Below are 16,028 nucleotides of genomic sequence, written 5' to 3' on the forward strand. Positions count from 1 at the left end.
GTCCGGGTGCGCTGGAAGAAACTGCCAGGAATTTCCTGGCGGGTCGGACGGCGCGATGCGTGCAAGCGGCGCCAGGCGCTTCGTCGTGGCGGCCGTCTGGGTTTATCGCGGCAGCGTGGCAGCAAGGCGCGCAGGGCACATGCCCGGCACGTCGGAGTAGTGCGGCAGTGATCGGCCGGCCCGGTTAAAATTCTGTTCATCCCGCAGGTGCGGGAAATCGCGCGCAACACCACCCAGGGTGTCAGCCACAGGCTGATGCAGGTGCGGCGCAAGAAATCAACCCTTGGAGAAAGTTATGTCTTTGATGCGCGAAATGCTGGAAGCGGGTGTCCACTTCGGTCACCAGACCCGCTACTGGAACCCCAAGATGGCCCCCTTCATCTTCGGCCATCGCAACAAGATTCACATCATCAACCTGGAAAAGACGGTTGATAAGTACCAGGAAGCCACCAAGTTCGTGAAGCAGCTTGCTGCTCGCGGTGGCAACATCCTGTTCGTCGGCACCAAGCGCGCCGCCCGCGAGCTGGTCGCCGCCGAAGCCGCCCGTTGCGGCATGCCCTACGTCGATGCCCGCTGGCTCGGCGGCATGCTGACCAACTTCAAGACGGTCAAGACCTCGGTCAAGCGCCTGAAGGACATGGAAGCCGTGGTCGCCGAAGGCGGCGCCGAGCGCATGATCAAGAAGGAAGGCCTGCTGTTCCAGCGCGAACTGGAAAAGCTGAACAAGTCGATCGGCGGCATCAAGGACATGAACGGCCTGCCCGATGCCATGTTCGTGATCGACGTCGGCTACCACAAGATCGCCATCGCCGAAGCCAAGACCCTGGGCATCCCCGTGGTCGCCGTGGTTGACACCAACCACTCGCCCGACGGCATCGACTACGTGATCCCCGGCAACGACGACTCGGCCAAGGCCATCGCGCTGTACGCCAAGGGCATCGCCGACGCCGTGCTGGAAGGCCGCGAACAGAACCTGAACGGTCTGGTCGAGGAAATCGGCGAAGGCCAGGAAGAGTTCGTCGAAGTGCAGGACAACCAGGCCTAAGCCTGCTGTCATGTCCGGCGGTTAGTGTCAGGGGGCGGTCGCGGAATGCGGCGTGCCCCCGCCTCGCCGGCAGTGCGAAGGCGGACTCCCGCCTTCCTCATCCGCAGCTTGCGGACGTCTCATCGAATCACACCAATGCCCCGGCCCGCCGGGGCATGTCTTAGCAAAATTTGGAGCTAACATGGCTGAAATTACCGCCGCCCTGGTCAAGGAACTGCGCGAAAAGACCGATGCGCCCATGATGGAGTGCAAGAAGGCCCTGACGGAAGCCGAAGGCGACCTGGCCCGCGCTGAAGAGATCCTGCGCGTCAAGCTGGGCAACAAGGCCAGCAAGGCTGCCGCCCGCGTCACGGCCGAAGGCCTGATCGGCCTGTTCATCTCGGCCGACGCCAAGCAAGGCGCCGTCATCGAAGTGAACTGCGAAACCGACTTCGTTGCCAAGAACGACGACTTCGTCGCCTTCGTCAACAAGCTGGCCGAGCTGGTCGCCACCCAGAACCCCGCCGACGTGGCCGCCCTGTCGGCGCTGCCCTACGGCGACGGCACCATCGAATCGACCCGTACCGCCCTGATCGGCAAGATCGGCGAAAACATCTCGATCCGCCGCTTCGAGCGCATCCAGACCCCGAACGCGCTGGCCAGCTACGTGCACGGCGGCAAGATCGGCGTGCTGGTGGAATACGCCGGCGCCGAGGAAGTGGGCAAGGACCTGGCGATGCACATCGCCGCGACCAAGCCGAAGGCCCTGAACGCCGACGGCGTGAACCCGGCCGACATCGCCGCCGAACGCTCGGTCGCCGAGCAGAAGGCCGCCGAATCGGGCAAGCCGGCTGAAATCGTCGCCAAGATGGTCGAAGGCTCGGTGCAGAAGTTCCTGAAGGAAGTCACGCTGCTGTCGCAACCTTTCGTCAAGGACGACAAGAACACCGTCGAACAGATGCTCAAGGCCAAGGGCGCCTCGATCACCAAGTTCGTGCTGTTCGTCGTCGGCGAAGGTATCGAGAAGAAGACCAGCGACTTCGCCGCTGAGGTTGCCGCCGCCGCCGCCGGCCGCGCCTGATCTCGGGGTAGTCCTTACAGGCCGGCGCTAGATATTTTCTAGTCCGGCCTATTTCTTGTCTTACACTTTCGTCGGAATGTTCTTCGGGATATCACCTATGAGCAGCAGATCATACAAACGGGTTCTTCTCAAACTTTCCGGCGAGGCGCTGATGGGCGACGATGCATTCGGCATCAATCGCGCCACCATCGTCCGCATGACCGATGAGATCGCCGAAGTCGCCGCCACTGGCGTCGAGCTGGCCATCGTCATCGGCGGTGGCAACATCTTCCGTGGCGTCGCCCCGGGTGCGCAGGGCATGGACCGCGCCACCGCCGACTACATGGGCATGATGGCCACCATCATGAACGCGCTTGCCCTGCAGGACGCGCTCAAGCACAAGGGTATCGACACCCGCGTGCAGTCGGCCCTGAACATCGACCAGGTCGTCGAACCGTACATCCGCCCCAAGGCCCTGCGTTACCTCGAAGAAGGCAAGGTCGTCATCTTCGCCGCGGGCACCGGCAACCCCTTCTTCACGACCGACACCGCGGCCGCCCTGCGTGGCGCCGAGATCGGCGCGGAGATCGTGCTGAAGGCCACCAAGGTCGACGGCATCTACAGCGCGGATCCCAACAAGGATCCTTCCGCCACGCGCTACGCGCGCATCAGCTTCGACGAGGCCATCGTCCGCCGCCTGGAAGTCATGGACGCCACGGCGTTCGCCCTGTGCCGCGACCAGAAGCTGCCGATCAAGGTGTTTTCGATCAATAAGTCGGGCGCGCTCAAGCGCGTCGTCAGCGGCGAAGACGAAGGCACGTTGGTACACGTTTAAAGAAAAGGAAAATCCATGAGCGTCGCAGAAATCCGCAAATCCGCCGAAGCCAGGATGGCCAAGTCGCTTGACACGCTCAAGACCAACCTGGCCAAGATCCGCACGGGCCGCGCCCACACCGGCATCCTGGACCACGTGCAGGTCGAGTACTACGGTTCGCCCGTGCCGATCAGCCAGGTCGGCAACGTGAACCTGATTGACGCGCGCACCATCAGCGTCCAGCCCTACGAAAAGAGCATGGCCGCCGCGATCGAGAAGGCCATCCGCGAATCGGACCTGGGCCTGAACCCCATGTCCATGGGCGATACCATCCGCGTGCCGATGCCGGCCCTGACCGAAGAGCGCCGCCGCGACCTGACCAAGGTCGTGCGCAGCGAAGGCGAGGACGCCAAGGTGGCCGTGCGCAATCTGCGCCGCGAAGCCAACGACACCTTGAAGAAGCTGGTCAAGGACAAGGAAATTTCCGAGGACGACGAGCGTCGCGCCCAGGACGACGTCCAGAAGCTGACCGACCGCAACGTGGCCGACATCGACAAGATGGTTGCCCAAAAAGAAGCGGAAATCATGACCGTATAATCCTTGCAGAGCCGGAGCGGGCAGCAAGCCGCCCCGGTCCCAGGATTTTTGCCTTCGCGCCGTCCTATCCATTGCTTCGCAGCACACTGACGCAGCGGTGGATCGACGGCGCGGGTTTTTCCCCGTATTCCCTGTTTTACGCCGGTCGACGGCGCTCCCCAGACCCATGGCAACCAGTTCTACCCAGGCGGTTCCCGATACCCGCGACATCCCGGAGCACGTGGCCATCATCATGGATGGCAACGGCAGATGGGCGACGCGGCGGCTGTTGCCACGCACGGCCGGGCATGCCAAGGGGGTGCAGGCGGTGCGCCGCGTGGTCGAGGCCTGCGGCCGCGCGGGGGTGCGCTACCTGACGCTGTTCGCCTTCAGTTCCGAGAACTGGCGCCGGCCTGCCGAGGAGGTGTCGCTGCTGATGCGCCTGTTCGTGCAGGCGCTGGAGCGCGAAGTCGGCAAGCTGGAAGAGCAGGGCGTGCGCCTGCACGTCATCGGCGATCTGTCCGCGTTCGAGCCGCGCCTGCAGGAACTGATCTTCGCCGCCCAGGCGCGCACCGCCCACAATGACCGCCTGCACCTGACGGTGGCCGCCAACTACGGCGGTCGCTGGGACATCCTGCAGGCCACCCGCGCGATGCTGGCGGCCGAGCCCGAGCTGGCGGCGCATCCGGAGCGGGTCGACGAAGAGCGCCTGGCGCGGCATCTTTCCATGTCCTGGGCGCCCGAGCCCGACCTGTTCATCCGCACCGGCGGCGAGCAGCGCATTTCCAATTTCCTGATCTGGCAGATGGCGTACGCGGAGTTCTATTTCACGGACCGCTACTGGCCGGATTTCGGCGCCGACGAACTGCGCCAGGCATTTGACTGGTACCGGACGCGCGAGCGCCGCTTCGGCCGCACCAGCGCCCAGCTCACCGAAACCGGCGAAAAATAGTCCGGCCGCGGCTCGCCGTGCCCCGCGCGCGGCGGCTGTGGGTCGACCCGAGGAGATCGTCACCATGTTGGGCCAGCGTATCGTTACCGCCATCGTCCTGCTCGCCGTCCTGGCGGCCGCAATGATGAGCGCCAATCCCTGGTGGTTCGTGGCGTTGCTCGCGCTGGCGGCGGCCTGCGCCAATTGGGAGTGGCTGCGCCTGACGCTGCCGCAACCGCCGTCGTCCATGATCGCCGCGGGCATTCCCGTCCTGTTGTTCGCGGCCATGCTGGCCCTGGCGTCGGCCTGGTTGTCGGGCCAGCGCGACGGCATCGCGGATCCGTCCTGGATCCTGCGCTACGCCGCGCCGCTGGTTGCCGTGGTCTGGCTGTTCGGGGCCACCGCCGCCGTGGTGCGCGGCCGATCCGACGCGGCGCCGGCGAATCTGGGGTGGTCGCTGTTTTCGGTCCCCGCCGCGTTCACCGCCTGGGCGGTGCTGGCCCAGATGTTCATGGCGCGCGGCGCCGCCTTCGTGGTGTCGTTGCTGGCCCTGGTCTGGGTCGCCGATATCGCCGCCTATTTCGCCGGCCGCGCATTCGGCAAGCGTAAACTGGCGCCGCGGGTCAGCCCCGGCAAGACGGTGGCCGGCGCGGTCGCCGGCGTGCTGGGCGCCGTCATCTGGATCGGCCTGTCGAGCCTGTGGGACGGAACGTTCGGCCATGCGCTGGTGGCGCACTGGTCGTTCTGGCTGGCGCTGCCGATCGCGGCGTTGCTGGGCGTGCTGTCCATCATCGGCGACCTGTTCGAGTCGTTGCTCAAGCGCCGCGCGGGCCGCAAGGATTCCAGCGCACTGCTGCCGGGGCACGGCGGGGTCTATGACCGTATCGACGCGATCCTGCCGGTCGCGCCGTTGGCGCTAATCTTGTCTGGAGTGTTGTTTTGACGGCTTTTCAACGCGTCGTGGTGCTGGGATCGACCGGCTCGATAGGCGAGAGCACGCTGGACGTGATCGCTCGCCATCCGGATCGCCTGGCGGTGTATGCCCTGTCTGCCTACAGTCGCATGGAACGGCTGGCCGAGCAGGCGTTGGCCAGCCGCGCCGCGGTGGTCGTGGTGCCCGATGCCAAGGCGCGTGACAAATTCGTGGCGGCCTGGCCGGCCGGGCAGGCCGCGCCGGAAATCCGGATCGGCGCGCAGGCCCTGGCCGATACGGCGGCGGATGCGCAGTGCGACGCCGTCATGGCGGCCATCGTCGGCGCTGCCGGCCTGCCCGCGGCCTTGGCCGCGGCGCGTGCCGGCAAGCGGGTCTTGCTGGCCAACAAGGAAGCGCTGGTCGCCGCCGGCTCGCTGTTCATGCAGGCAATTCGCGACAACGGCGCCGAATTGCTCCCCATCGACAGCGAACACAATGCGATTTTCCAGTGTCTGCCCCATGGCGGCCGGGCCGGGGCGCCCGATGCGCCGGCGCCGGGCGTGCGCCGACTGCTGCTGACCGCCTCCGGCGGCCCGTTCCGGGGCCGCGACCTGGAGGACCTGCACGAGGTGACGCCGGCGCAGGCCTGCGCCCATCCCAACTGGAGCATGGGCCGCAAGATCTCGGTCGATTCCGCCACCATGCTGAACAAAGGCCTGGAGGTGATCGAGGCGCACTGGCTGTTTGCCATGCCGGCCGACCGCATCGAGGTCGTGGTGCATCCGCAGAGCGTGATTCACTCCATGGTTGAATACGACGACGGCTCGATCCTGGCGCAATTGGGTCAGCCCGACATGCGCACGCCGATCTCCTACGGCCTGGGCTTTCCCGAGCGCCTGGACAGCGGCGTGGGGCCGCTGGACCTGACCCGTCTGGGCCGGCTCGATTTCGAAAAGCCGGACCTGGCGCGATTCCCGTGCCTGGCGCTGGCGTTCGAGGCGCTGCGTGCCGGGCAGGGCGCCTGCATCGCCCTGAACGCGGCCAATGAGGTGGCGGTGGACGCCTTCCTGGCGGGCCGTCTGGGGTATACCTGGATACCGCGGGTTATCGAGGCGACCCTGGAGTGGCAGGGGGGGCAATCATCTGTTACGCTCAATAGTCTTGACGATGTGCTGGCGCTGGATGCCGCCGCGCGCGTTTACGCCGGCAATCTCGGCCTGGCGTGATGGCGCATGGATCGTTCCCCGGACCGTGCGCCGTTTTTCCCGTGCGTTGATTCCTTGATTTCCTGACCCCGATGCTTTTCACCCTGCTGGCCTTTGCCGTTGCGCTTGGCTCCCTGATCATTTTCCATGAGTTGGGGCACTATTGGGTGGCGCGGCTGTGCGGCGTCAAGGTGCTGCGCTTTTCGGTCGGCTTCGGCAAGGTGGTCCTGCGCCGCACCGATCGCCATGGCACCGAATGGGCCCTGTCGGCCTTGCCCCTGGGCGGCTATGTCAAGATGCAGGACGATGCCCCGGCGGGCGCCAGCCCGGCCGAAGCGGCAGGCGCCTTCAACAACAAATCGGTCGGCAAGCGCATCGCGATCGTTGCCGCCGGTCCCATTTTCAATCTCATCCTCGCGGTCTTCCTGTATGCCGGCCTGAACATGGCGGGCACCGAGGAGCCGGTGGCTGTCATCGCCCAACCCGCTGCCGATACGCCCGCGGCGCGCGCCGGGTTGGTGGCGGGCGACCGCATCCTGGCCATCGACGGCCAGGAGGTCGCGTCGTGGTCGGACGCCCGCTGGCGCCTGATGGACGTGATGGCCACGGGTGGCCGCACCCAGATCGAAGTCGGCACCCCCGGTGGTGCATCGCAGCAACGGGAACTGACCCTGCCGGCCAACGCCATGGATCCGGCCGGCGGCGATCCGCTGCTGGCCGCCGGCATCCGCCTGGCCCAACCCAAGCCCGCCGTGCGCGTCGTCAACGATGGCGGCGAAGGGCAGGCGGCCGGCCTGCGCGCGGGCGACCTGATCCTGGCCGTCGATGGCCAGCCCACGCCGGACACCGGCGCGCTGGTAAAGCAGATCCAGGACAGCGCGGGCAAGACGCTGGCCCTGACGGTGGCGCGCGATGGCGCCCAGATTTCCGTGAATGTCACGCCGCGCGCCGAAACGGTCAACGGCCAGGTCATCGGCCGGCTCGGCGTCCAGCTAGGCGGCGACGTGCCCATGGTGACGGTGCGCTACGGCGTCTTCGACAGCCTCTGGCGCGGCGCCGTCCGCACCTGGGACACCGCCCTGTTTTCGCTGCGCATGATGGGCCGCATGGTCACGGGGGACGTTTCCTGGCGCAATGTCAGCGGCCCGGTCACGATCGCCGATTATGCCGGCCAGACCGCCCGCATCGGCATTGTTGCGTATATCGCCTATATCGCGTTGATCAGCATCAGCCTGGGCGTACTAAATTTGCTGCCCATTCCTATGCTGGACGGTGGCCATCTGCTGTACTATCTCGTCGAAATTGTGCGGGGCAGTCCGCCGCCCGCACGGTGGATCGATATCGGACAGCGCGCAGGCATTGGTTTATTGGCAAGCCTGATGGGGCTTGCGTTGTTCAATGATTTCACGCGCTTGTTCACTTAAGCGCCAATTAGCATAAAATCCCCCGCCATTTGCACGACCGAGGATACTCAAGGATGTCTTTTCGCCGGATGTTTCATCACAAAAAGGGTGTACTGCCGGGCGTAGTGCCGAGTCTGATCGCCGCATTGCTGCTGCCAGGCATGGCTCACGCCTTCGACCCTTTTGTCGTGCGGGATATCCGCGTAGAGGGGATCCAGCGAACCGACGCCGGCACCGTCTTCGGTTATCTGCCCGTCAAGGTCGGTGAGAAATTCACCGAGGAAGAGGCCACCGAGGCCGTTCGCCGCCTGTACGGCACGGGATTTTTCACCGACGTGCAGATCCAGACCGACAATAATGTCGTGGTCGTGGTGGTCCAGGAGCGTCCGACGATTGCATCCGTGAATTTCAACGGCATGCGTGAGTTCGATTCCAAGGCCATTACCAAGTCGCTGGGGCAGGTGGGTTTCGCCGAAGGCCGGATTTTCGACCGCTCGATGCTCGAGCGCGCCGAATACGAACTCAAGCAGCAGTATCTGTCCAAGGGCAAGTACGGCGTCGAGGTCACCTCCACCGTCACGCCGCTGCCGCGCAACCGCGTTGGCGTGAGCTTCGACGTGTTCGAAGGCTCGGTCGCCCGCATCCAGGAAATCCGCTTCGTCGGCAACAAGGCCTTCTCGGAAAGCGACCTGCTCGACGAATTCAAGCTGACCACGCCGGGCTGGCTGACCTGGTACACCGATACCGACAAGTACTCGCGGGAAAAGCTCGAAGGCGACCTCGAACGCCTGCGTTCGTTCTACCTGGACCGCGGCTACCTGGAATTCACGGTCGAGCCGCCCCAGGTGACGATCTCGCCCGACCGCAAGGACATCCGCATCACCATCACGGTCCATGAAGGCGAGCCGTACAAGGTGCGCAGCGTCAAACTGGCGGGCAATCTGATCGGCCTGGACCAGGAAATCAACAACCTGGTCAAGATCAAGCCCGACGAAACGTTCTCGGCGGCCAAGGCCAACGATTCGGCCAAGGCCATCACCGACTACCTGGGTGAACTGGGCTACGCCTTCGCCAACGTCAACCCGAACCCGCAGCTCGACCGCGCCAAGCACGAGGCCGACCTGACGTTCTACGTCGATCCGAGCCGCCGCGTTTACGTGCGCCGCATCCAGATCGGCGGCAACACCCGCACGCGCGACGAAGTCGTGCGCCGCGAAATGCGCCAGCAGGAAGCCGCCTGGTACGACGCCAAGGACATCAAGACCTCGCGCGACCGCGTCGACCGCCTGGGCTACTTCAGCGACGTCAACGTCAAGACCGATCCGGTGCCGGGCTCGCCCGACCAGGTCGACGTCAACGTCGACGTGAAGGAAAAGCCCACCGGCATGATCAACCTGGGCGTGGGCTACGGTTCGTCCGAAAAGGCGATCCTGTCGGCCGGCATCAGCGAAGACAACGTGTTCGGCAGCGGCACCAACCTCACGCTGCAACTGAACACCAGCAAGAGCAACCGCGCGGTGGTGCTGTCGCACACCGACCCGTACTGGACCAAGGACGGCATCAGCCGCACCACGTCCGCTTACTACCGTGTGACCGAGCCCTGGAACAACAACGACGGCGACTACCGCGTCAAGTCCATGGGCCTGGGCATGAACTTCGGCGTGCCGATCTCCGAGTACGACCGGATCTTCCTGGGCGCCAACCTCGAGCGCAACCAGATCGATCTGTTCTCGAATTCGCCGCTGGCCTACCGCAAGTTCGTCGACCAGTACGGCGATGCGACCAACTCGGTGATCTTCACCGCCGGCTGGTCCAACGACACCCGCGACAGCGCCCTGGCGCCGACCAAGGGTTCGTACACCCGCTTGAAGAGCGACTTCTCGACGGTCGACCTGAAGTACTACATGCTCACCGGTCAGCAGCAGTACTTCATCCCGCTGGGCAATTCGTACACCCTGGCGCTGAACGGCATGGTCGACTGGGGCCAGAGCTACGGCGGCAAGGACTACCCGATCATCAAGGACGTGTACGCCGGCGGTATTGGCACGGTGCGCGGCTACGAAGGTTCGTCGCTGGGTCCGCGCGATCCGGTCACGGGCGACTACCTGGGCGGTTCGCGCCGCATCGTGGCGAACGCGCAGTTGTACCTGCCGTTCCCGGGCGCATCCAAGGACCGCACGCTGCGCTGGTTCATCTTCAGCGATGCGGGCCAGGTGGGCGCGGGCAGCGGCCTGTCGTGCACCAACGGCAAGCCGGGCAGCGAGGTCGACGATCCTTGCGGCTGGCGTTTCTCGGCGGGTATCGGCCTGTCGTGGCAGTCGCCGATGGGCCCGCTGCAACTGTCGTACGCGCGTCCGCTCAATGCCAAGCCGGGCGACGACAAGCAGAGCTTCCAGTTCCAGATCGGAACCGGGTTCTAAGCGCTGGCGTTACGCTTGAAAACAAGGGAGAGGCCTCCTGGCCCGGCTCCCTTGTCGTTTAGTGGCACAATACATACTTTGGCTTTGCCTTACTGGAAGGTGAGATTTTCATGATGTCTGACTTCGCACTTAAATCATCGAATTCGCCGCGCGTTAATCGTCGTGGCAAGCTGGGCGGCTCCATTGCCCTGGTGGGTGCGCTCATTCTCGGTTCCGTCGCGGCGGTGCCCGCTCAGGCTCAGAACACCAAGATCGGCTTCGTCAACACCGAGCGGATCCTGCGTGAATCCGGTCCGGCCAAGACGGCGCAAAGCAAGATCGAAGCCGAATTCAAGAAGCGTGACGACGAACTGCAGCGTCTGAACTCCAGCCTGCGTTCGCAAGCCGAGAAGTTCGACAAGGATGCGCCCGTGCTGTCCGAGTCCGATCGCGTCAAGCGCCAGCGGGAGCTGTCGAACCTGGATACCGACCTGCAGCGCAAGCGCCGCGAATTCCAGGAAGACTTCAACCGCCGCCGCAACGAAGAGTTTTCCAGCATCGTGACGAAGGCCAACGAGGCCATCAAGCGCATCGCTGAACAGGAAAACTACGACCTGATCATCCAGGACGCCGTCACGGTCAACCCGCGCATCGACATCACCGACAAGGTGATCCAGAGCCTGGGCAAGTAAGCTGCAGTCGCCGTATGCCGGTTCTACTGGATCTTGCCCGCGCGCCGACGCTCGAAGCGCTGTTGAGCGCCGCCAATACCCAGGGCATGGACTGGCGCATCAGCGCGCCCGCCGGCGCAGAGCCCTTGCGAGTCTGCGGCATCGGCACCCTGGCTTCGGCCAGCGGCCATGAGATCAGTTTCCTGGCCAATCCCAAGTACCAGAGCCAGCTCGCCGCCACGCAGGCGGGGGCGGTGATCGTCTCGGCCGACGTGGCCGAGACGCTGGAAGCCGCCGGCGCCGATCGGCCGCGTTTCACGCTGGTCGTCTGCAAGCATCCGTATCTGCTTTACGCCCGCGTGGCGCAGTGGTTCGACGCCGCGCGGCGTCCGGCCCTGCCCGCGTTCACGCATCCCTCGGCCGTGGTCGCGCCTGATGCGCACATCGAGGAAGACGTGCGTATCGGTCCGAATTGCGTGATCGAATCGGGCGCGCGCATCGGCCGCGGCAGCGTGCTGGGCGCTGGCTGCGTCATCGGCGTTGGCTCGTCGATCGGCCCGGACAGCCGCCTGCATGCGCATGTCACGCTGTACGAAGGCGTCAAGATCGGCGCGCGCGCCATCATCCACAGCGGCGCGGTGCTCGGCGCAGACGGCTTCGGTTTCGCGCCGGATCCGTCGCTGGGCAAGGGCGCCTGGGGCAAGATTCCCCAGTTGGGCGGGGTGACGGTGGGTGACGACGTCGAAATCGGGGCCAATACGACCATCGACCGCGGCGCACTCGAAGACACCGTCGTGGGCAATGGCGTCAAGCTCGACAACCAGATCATGGTGGCCCACAACTGCCGTATCGGCGCCTACACCGCGATCGCGGCGTGCGTCGGCGTGGCGGGGTCCACGACCATCGGCGAGCGCTGCACCATCGGCGGCGCGGCCATGCTGTCAGGGCACCTGACGCTGGGCGACGACGTACACATTTCGGGCGGCACCGCGGTGACGTCCAATATTTCCAAGCCTGGCCGCTATACCGGGGTGTACCCGTATGCGGAACATGGCGAATGGCAGCGCAACGCCGCCGTGATACAACAGTTGGCGCAATTGCGCCGCCGCTTGCGGACGCTGGAAAAAGACTAGGGCGCCGCCATGCCGCCCTGGCGCTCGCGGCGCCGACAGATTTAATTCATTACGCAGGAATTCACAGAAAAATGGAACTCGACATCAAGGGGATCATGGAGAGGCTGCCGCATCGTTACCCGATGCTGCTGATTGATCGCGTCGTCGAAATGGTGCCCGGCAAATCCATCGTCGCCATCAAGAACGTCTCGATCAATGAACCGTTTTTCAACGGCCACTTTCCCCACCATCCGGTGATGCCGGGCGTGCTCATCGTGGAAGCCATGGCCCAGGCTTCGGCGTTGTTCTCGTTCACCGACGAGAACGGCGGCCTGAAGTGCGAAGGCGCCAAGACGGCGTACTACCTAGTGGGCATCGACGGCGCGCGTTTCCGCCGCCCGGTGGTGCCGGGCGACCAGTTGCGCATCGAGGTCGAAGCCGAGCGCCTGAGCCGCAGCATCTGTAAATACCAAGCGCGTGCCACGGTGGACGGGCAGGAAGTGGCGTCGGCCAAGCTCATGTGCGCGATCCGCAGCCTGGAAGAGTAAATGGCAGGAAACATCCATCCTACCGCCGTCGTCGATCCGGCGGCGAAAATCGACCCCAGCGTGGTCATCGGCGCGTTCTGCGTCGTGGGCCCCGATGTGACGATCGGCGCCGGCACCGAGCTCGGCCCGTATTGCATGGTCGATGGCGTGACCACCATCGGACGCGACAACCGCTTCTATCGGTATTGCTCGATCGGCGGGATGCCGCAGGACAAGAAGTACAAGGGCGAGCCGACCCGGCTGATCATCGGCGACCGCAACACGGTGCGCGAATTCGTCACGCTGAACACCGGCACGGTGCAGGATGGCGGCGCCACCACGCTGGGCGATGACAACTGGATCATGGCCTACGTGCACATCGCGCACGATTGCCACGTGGGCAACAACACCATCCTGGCCAACTCCGTGCAACTGGGCGGCCACGTCCATGTGGGTGACTGGGCCATCGTGGGCGGCCTGACCGGCGTGCACCAGTTCTCGCGCATCGGCGCGCACAGCATGACCGGCGGCAACAGCTCGCTGATGCAGGACACGCCGCCGTTCGTGCTGGCCGCGGGCAATCCGTGCCGGCCGGTCGGCATCAACGTCGAAGGCCTGAAGCGCCGCGGCTTCACGCCCGCCCAGGTGTCGGCGCTGCGCGACGCCTACAAGATCATCTATCGCCGCGGCTTGCCGCTGGACACGGCCCGGGCCGAACTGCGCGCCCGCCAGCAGGCCGAGCCCGAAGTCGCCGAGCATCTGCAGACGCTGCTGGATTTCCTCGACGTCGCGTCGCGCGGCATCATCCGTCCATGAACATGCGGATCGGCATGGTGGCCGGCGAGCCCTCGGGCGATCTGCTGGCCGGCCGCATCATTGCCGGTCTGCAGCAGCGCGCCCCGGGCGTGCTGTGCGAGGGCATTGGCGGCCCGCAGATGCAGGCCCGCGATTTCGATACCTGGCATCCGATGCATGCGCTGACGGTGTTCGGCTACGTCGACGCGCTCAAGCGTCTGCCCAGTCTGCTGCGCACCTATCGCGACGTGTCGCGCCGCTGGCTGGCCGAGCCGCCGTCGGTGTTCGTGGGCATCGACGCGCCCGATTTCAACCTGCGTTTGGAACACCAACTGCGCCAGGCCGGCACGCCGACCGTCCATTTCGTCGGCCCCTCGATCTGGGCCTGGCGCTACGATCGCATCCACAAGATCCGCGAATCGGTGTCGCACATGCTGGTGCTGTTCCCGTTCGAGGAAGAGATCTACCGCAAGGAAGGCATTCCGGTCACCTATGTCGGCCATCCGCTGGCCGGCGCGGTGCCGATGCAGCCGGACCGCGCGGCGGCGCGCGCGCGGCTGGGCATCGACCAGGACGCGCGCGTGCTGGCGATCCTGCCGGGTAGCCGTTCGTCCGAGATTCGCCTGCTGGCGCCGCGCTTCCTGCAGGCCGCGCAGATGCTGCAGAAGCGCGATCCGGCGCTGCAATGCGTGGTGCCGATGGTCAACGACCAGCGCCGCGCCGAATTCCAGGCGATCCTGGCCAAGTATCCCGTGCCGGGGTTGCGCTGCGTGACCGCGCAGGATCTGCACGGCGCGGATGGCGATCGCCAGGCGCCAGTGGCATGGTCGGTGATGGAAGCCAGCACCGCGGTGCTGGTGGCCAGCGGCACCGCCACCCTGGAAACCGCGCTGTACAAGCGGCCCATGGTGATTTCCTACGTGCTGTCGCCGCTGATGCGTCGCATCATGGCCTGGAAGTCCGGCCAGGAACGGCCCTATCTGCCGTGGGTGGGGCTGCCCAACGTGCTGCTGCGCGACTTCGCGGTGCCCGAGCTGTTGCAGGACGACGCCACGCCGGAGAAGCTGGCCGAGGCCACCTGGGCGGCGTTGACCGACGAGGCCTTGGCGGCGCGTATCGAGGCCCGCTTCACGGCGCTGCACCAGGAGCTGCTGCGCGACACGCCGGCGCTCGCGGCCCAGGCGATCCTGGAGGTGGCCGGTGGAGCAGCCTGACCTGTTTGCCGCGCCGGCGCAGCCGGCCCTGGTGACGGCCGGCGTCGATGAAGCCGGCCGCGGTCCGCTGGCGGGCGCGGTATACGCGGCCGCCGTGATCCTGGATCCGGCCCGGCCCATCGACGGCCTGGCCGACTCCAAGGTGCTGAAGGCCGCCACGCGCGAGGCGCTGGCCCTCGAGATCCAGGCGCATGCGCTGGCCTGGTGCGTGGCCAGCGCCAGCGTGGCCGAAATCGACAGCCTGAACATCCTGCGCGCCACCCTGCTGGCGATGCGCCGCGCCGTCGAGGGCCTGTCGACGGCCCCTCAGTTGGCGCTGGTGGATGGCAACCAGGCCCCCAAGCTGGGTTGCACGGTGCAGACGGTGATCAAGGGCGATGCCCTGGTGCCGGCGATCTCCGCCGCGTCGATCCTGGCCAAGACCGCGCGCGACGCGGATCTGCTGCGCCTGCATGCGCTGTACCCGCAGTATGCGTTCGACCAGCACAAGGGCTATGGCACCGCCTTGCACTTGCAGATGCTGCGCGAGCACGGTCCCTGTGTCGAGCACCGCCGCAGTTTCGCGCCCATCAAGGCCTTCGGCCTGGTCTCATGAAACACATCAGTTCCCGCGACAATCCCGCGGTCAAGGCGCTGGTCAAGCTCGCCGGCACCGCGGGCAAGCGCGGCGCGCCCGTGCTGCTGGACGGCGTGCACCTGTGCCAGGCGTGGTTGCAGCACCATGGCGCGCCGGACCAGGCCATCTTCGACGTCGACCGCCTGTCGCAGCCCGATATCGCGGCGCTGGCGGCCGCCGTGCCGGATGCCCGCTGCCTGGCGCTGGACGCGCGCCTGATGCAGGCGCTGGCCAGCGTGGAAAGCGGGCAGGGCGTGGCCTTCGTGGTGACGCCGCCGTTGCCGTCCCTGCCCGAGGCGGTGGACGAGAATTGCGTGCTGTTCGATCGCATCCAGGACCCGGGCAATGTCGGTACCTTGCTGCGCACCTGTGCCGCGGCCGGGGTCAAGCGCGTGTTCCTGGCCACCGGCACGGCCGCCGCGTGGTCGTCCAAGGTGTTGCGCAGCGGCCAGGGGGCGCATTTCGCGCTGGCGATCCACGAGCACGTGGACCTGCAGGCGCTGCTGCCCCGGTTGCGCGTGCCGCTGGTGGCGACCGCGCTGGAAGGCGCCCAGGACCTGTATGCCGGGCGCCTGCCCGAGCGTTGCGCCTGGGTCTTCGGCCATGAGGGCCAGGGCGTCGCGGCCGAGTTGCTGGCGGCGGCGCGGCTCAGGCTGCGCATTCCCCACGACATGGCCGCGGTCGAGTCGCTCAATGTGGGCGCCGCCGCCGCCATCTGCCTGTTCGAGCAGCGCCGCCAGGCGCTGGCGGACGCGGCGCGCTGATTCT

General features: G+C 66.0%; 16 protein-coding genes. All 16 read left to right on the forward strand.

Going from position 1 to position 16,028, the window contains the following annotated elements:
• Positions 1-295: 295 nt before the first annotated feature.
• The 16 genes from rpsB to ACUDCK_RS11695 all read left to right on the forward strand — a co-directional run bounded on the left by rpsB (position 296) and on the right by ACUDCK_RS11695 (position 16,024).
• A complete protein-coding gene (rpsB, locus tag ACUDCK_RS11620; protein WP_054502815.1) occupies positions 296-1,045 on the forward strand; it encodes a 30S ribosomal protein S2 in 750 nt (249 codons plus the stop codon).
• A 181-nt stretch (positions 1,046-1,226) separates the two neighbouring features.
• Positions 1,227-2,105, forward strand: coding sequence for a translation elongation factor Ts (tsf, locus tag ACUDCK_RS11625; protein WP_049074268.1), 879 nt, complete (start codon positions 1,227-1,229; stop codon positions 2,103-2,105).
• A gap of 97 nt (positions 2,106-2,202) precedes the next feature.
• Positions 2,203-2,919 (forward strand): UMP kinase, encoded by a 717-nt coding sequence (pyrH, locus tag ACUDCK_RS11630; RefSeq protein ID WP_006394495.1) that lies wholly within the window; start codon positions 2,203-2,205, stop codon positions 2,917-2,919.
• 15 nt (positions 2,920-2,934) lie between these two features.
• Positions 2,935-3,495: a ribosome recycling factor gene (frr, locus tag ACUDCK_RS11635; protein WP_049074267.1), complete on the forward strand. Its 561-nt coding sequence runs from the start codon at positions 2,935-2,937 to the stop codon at positions 3,493-3,495.
• A gap of 166 nt (positions 3,496-3,661) precedes the next feature.
• Entirely contained in the window at positions 3,662-4,426 is a 765-nt protein-coding gene (gene uppS / locus ACUDCK_RS11640; RefSeq protein ID WP_054502814.1) for a polyprenyl diphosphate synthase, read from the forward strand.
• Positions 4,427-4,490: 64 nt separating this feature from the next.
• Positions 4,491-5,348 (forward strand): phosphatidate cytidylyltransferase, encoded by an 858-nt coding sequence (locus ACUDCK_RS11645; protein WP_064524467.1) that lies wholly within the window; start codon positions 4,491-4,493, stop codon positions 5,346-5,348.
• Positions 5,345-6,544 (forward strand): 1-deoxy-D-xylulose-5-phosphate reductoisomerase, encoded by a 1,200-nt coding sequence (locus ACUDCK_RS11650; RefSeq protein WP_054502812.1) that lies wholly within the window; start codon positions 5,345-5,347, stop codon positions 6,542-6,544. The genes ACUDCK_RS11645 and ACUDCK_RS11650 overlap by 4 nt, the downstream gene beginning before the upstream one ends.
• A 71-nt stretch (positions 6,545-6,615) precedes the next feature.
• Positions 6,616-7,947: an RIP metalloprotease RseP gene (rseP, locus tag ACUDCK_RS11655; RefSeq protein ID WP_054502811.1), complete on the forward strand. Its 1,332-nt coding sequence runs from the start codon at positions 6,616-6,618 to the stop codon at positions 7,945-7,947.
• Between the two features lie 53 nt (positions 7,948-8,000).
• Complete coding sequence (gene bamA / locus ACUDCK_RS11660; protein ID WP_054502810.1) at positions 8,001-10,346, forward strand: outer membrane protein assembly factor BamA; 2,346 nt, start codon at positions 8,001-8,003, stop codon at positions 10,344-10,346.
• A 110-nt stretch (positions 10,347-10,456) separates the two neighbouring features.
• A complete protein-coding gene (locus ACUDCK_RS11665) occupies positions 10,457-11,017 on the forward strand; it encodes an OmpH family outer membrane protein (protein WP_054502809.1) in 561 nt (186 codons plus the stop codon).
• A 14-nt stretch (positions 11,018-11,031) separates the two neighbouring features.
• On the forward strand, positions 11,032-12,129 hold the full coding sequence (gene lpxD / locus ACUDCK_RS11670; RefSeq protein ID WP_175167445.1) for a UDP-3-O-(3-hydroxymyristoyl)glucosamine N-acyltransferase: 1,098 nt from the start codon (positions 11,032-11,034) through the stop codon (positions 12,127-12,129).
• 71 nt (positions 12,130-12,200) lie between these two features.
• Positions 12,201-12,656 carry a 3-hydroxyacyl-ACP dehydratase FabZ gene (gene fabZ / locus ACUDCK_RS11675; RefSeq protein WP_006385190.1) on the forward strand — a complete coding sequence of 152 codons (456 nt, stop codon included), beginning with the start codon at positions 12,201-12,203 and terminating at the stop codon, positions 12,654-12,656.
• The gene (gene lpxA / locus ACUDCK_RS11680) at positions 12,657-13,451 is read left to right on the forward strand and encodes an acyl-ACP--UDP-N-acetylglucosamine O-acyltransferase (protein WP_054502807.1); all 795 of its coding nucleotides are present in this window, start codon (positions 12,657-12,659) and stop codon (positions 13,449-13,451) included. It begins immediately after the preceding gene.
• Positions 13,448-14,644: a lipid-A-disaccharide synthase gene (gene lpxB, locus ACUDCK_RS11685; protein WP_054502806.1), complete on the forward strand. Its 1,197-nt coding sequence runs from the start codon at positions 13,448-13,450 to the stop codon at positions 14,642-14,644. The genes lpxA and lpxB overlap by 4 nt, the downstream gene beginning before the upstream one ends.
• The gene (gene rnhB, locus ACUDCK_RS11690) at positions 14,631-15,239 is read left to right on the forward strand and encodes a ribonuclease HII (RefSeq protein ID WP_054502805.1); all 609 of its coding nucleotides are present in this window, start codon (positions 14,631-14,633) and stop codon (positions 15,237-15,239) included. Before lpxB ends, rnhB begins: the two co-directional genes overlap by 14 nt.
• A complete protein-coding gene (locus ACUDCK_RS11695; RefSeq protein WP_144658124.1) occupies positions 15,236-16,024 on the forward strand; it encodes a TrmH family RNA methyltransferase in 789 nt (262 codons plus the stop codon). Before rnhB ends, ACUDCK_RS11695 begins: the two co-directional genes overlap by 4 nt.
• Positions 16,025-16,028: the final 4 nt, after the last annotated feature.

This window comes from Achromobacter sp. CF-sbj1-Ac2-l (assembly GCF_052698165.1).

What these genes read in the sequence shown, in the direction of transcription:
- rpsB (WP_054502815.1), top strand. Translation starts at nt 296, where the DNA reads ATGTCTTTGATGCGCGAAATGCTGGAAGCGGGTGTCCACTTCGGTCAC.
- tsf (WP_049074268.1), top strand. Translation starts at nt 1,227, where the DNA reads ATGGCTGAAATTACCGCCGCCCTGGTCAAGGAACTGCGCGAAAAGACC.
- pyrH (WP_006394495.1), top strand. Translation starts at nt 2,203, where the DNA reads ATGAGCAGCAGATCATACAAACGGGTTCTTCTCAAACTTTCCGGCGAG.
- frr (WP_049074267.1), top strand. Translation starts at nt 2,935, where the DNA reads ATGAGCGTCGCAGAAATCCGCAAATCCGCCGAAGCCAGGATGGCCAAG.
- uppS (WP_054502814.1), top strand. Translation starts at nt 3,662, where the DNA reads ATGGCAACCAGTTCTACCCAGGCGGTTCCCGATACCCGCGACATCCCG.
- ACUDCK_RS11645 (WP_064524467.1), top strand. Translation starts at nt 4,491, where the DNA reads ATGTTGGGCCAGCGTATCGTTACCGCCATCGTCCTGCTCGCCGTCCTG.
- rseP (WP_054502811.1), top strand. Translation starts at nt 6,616, where the DNA reads ATGCTTTTCACCCTGCTGGCCTTTGCCGTTGCGCTTGGCTCCCTGATC.
- bamA (WP_054502810.1), top strand. Translation starts at nt 8,001, where the DNA reads ATGTCTTTTCGCCGGATGTTTCATCACAAAAAGGGTGTACTGCCGGGC.
- ACUDCK_RS11665 (WP_054502809.1), top strand. Translation starts at nt 10,457, where the DNA reads ATGATGTCTGACTTCGCACTTAAATCATCGAATTCGCCGCGCGTTAAT.
- lpxD (WP_175167445.1), top strand. Translation starts at nt 11,032, where the DNA reads ATGCCGGTTCTACTGGATCTTGCCCGCGCGCCGACGCTCGAAGCGCTG.
- fabZ (WP_006385190.1), top strand. Translation starts at nt 12,201, where the DNA reads ATGGAACTCGACATCAAGGGGATCATGGAGAGGCTGCCGCATCGTTAC.
- lpxA (WP_054502807.1), top strand. Translation starts at nt 12,657, where the DNA reads ATGGCAGGAAACATCCATCCTACCGCCGTCGTCGATCCGGCGGCGAAA.
- lpxB (WP_054502806.1), top strand. Translation starts at nt 13,448, where the DNA reads ATGAACATGCGGATCGGCATGGTGGCCGGCGAGCCCTCGGGCGATCTG.
- ACUDCK_RS11695 (WP_144658124.1), top strand. Translation starts at nt 15,236, where the DNA reads ATGAAACACATCAGTTCCCGCGACAATCCCGCGGTCAAGGCGCTGGTC.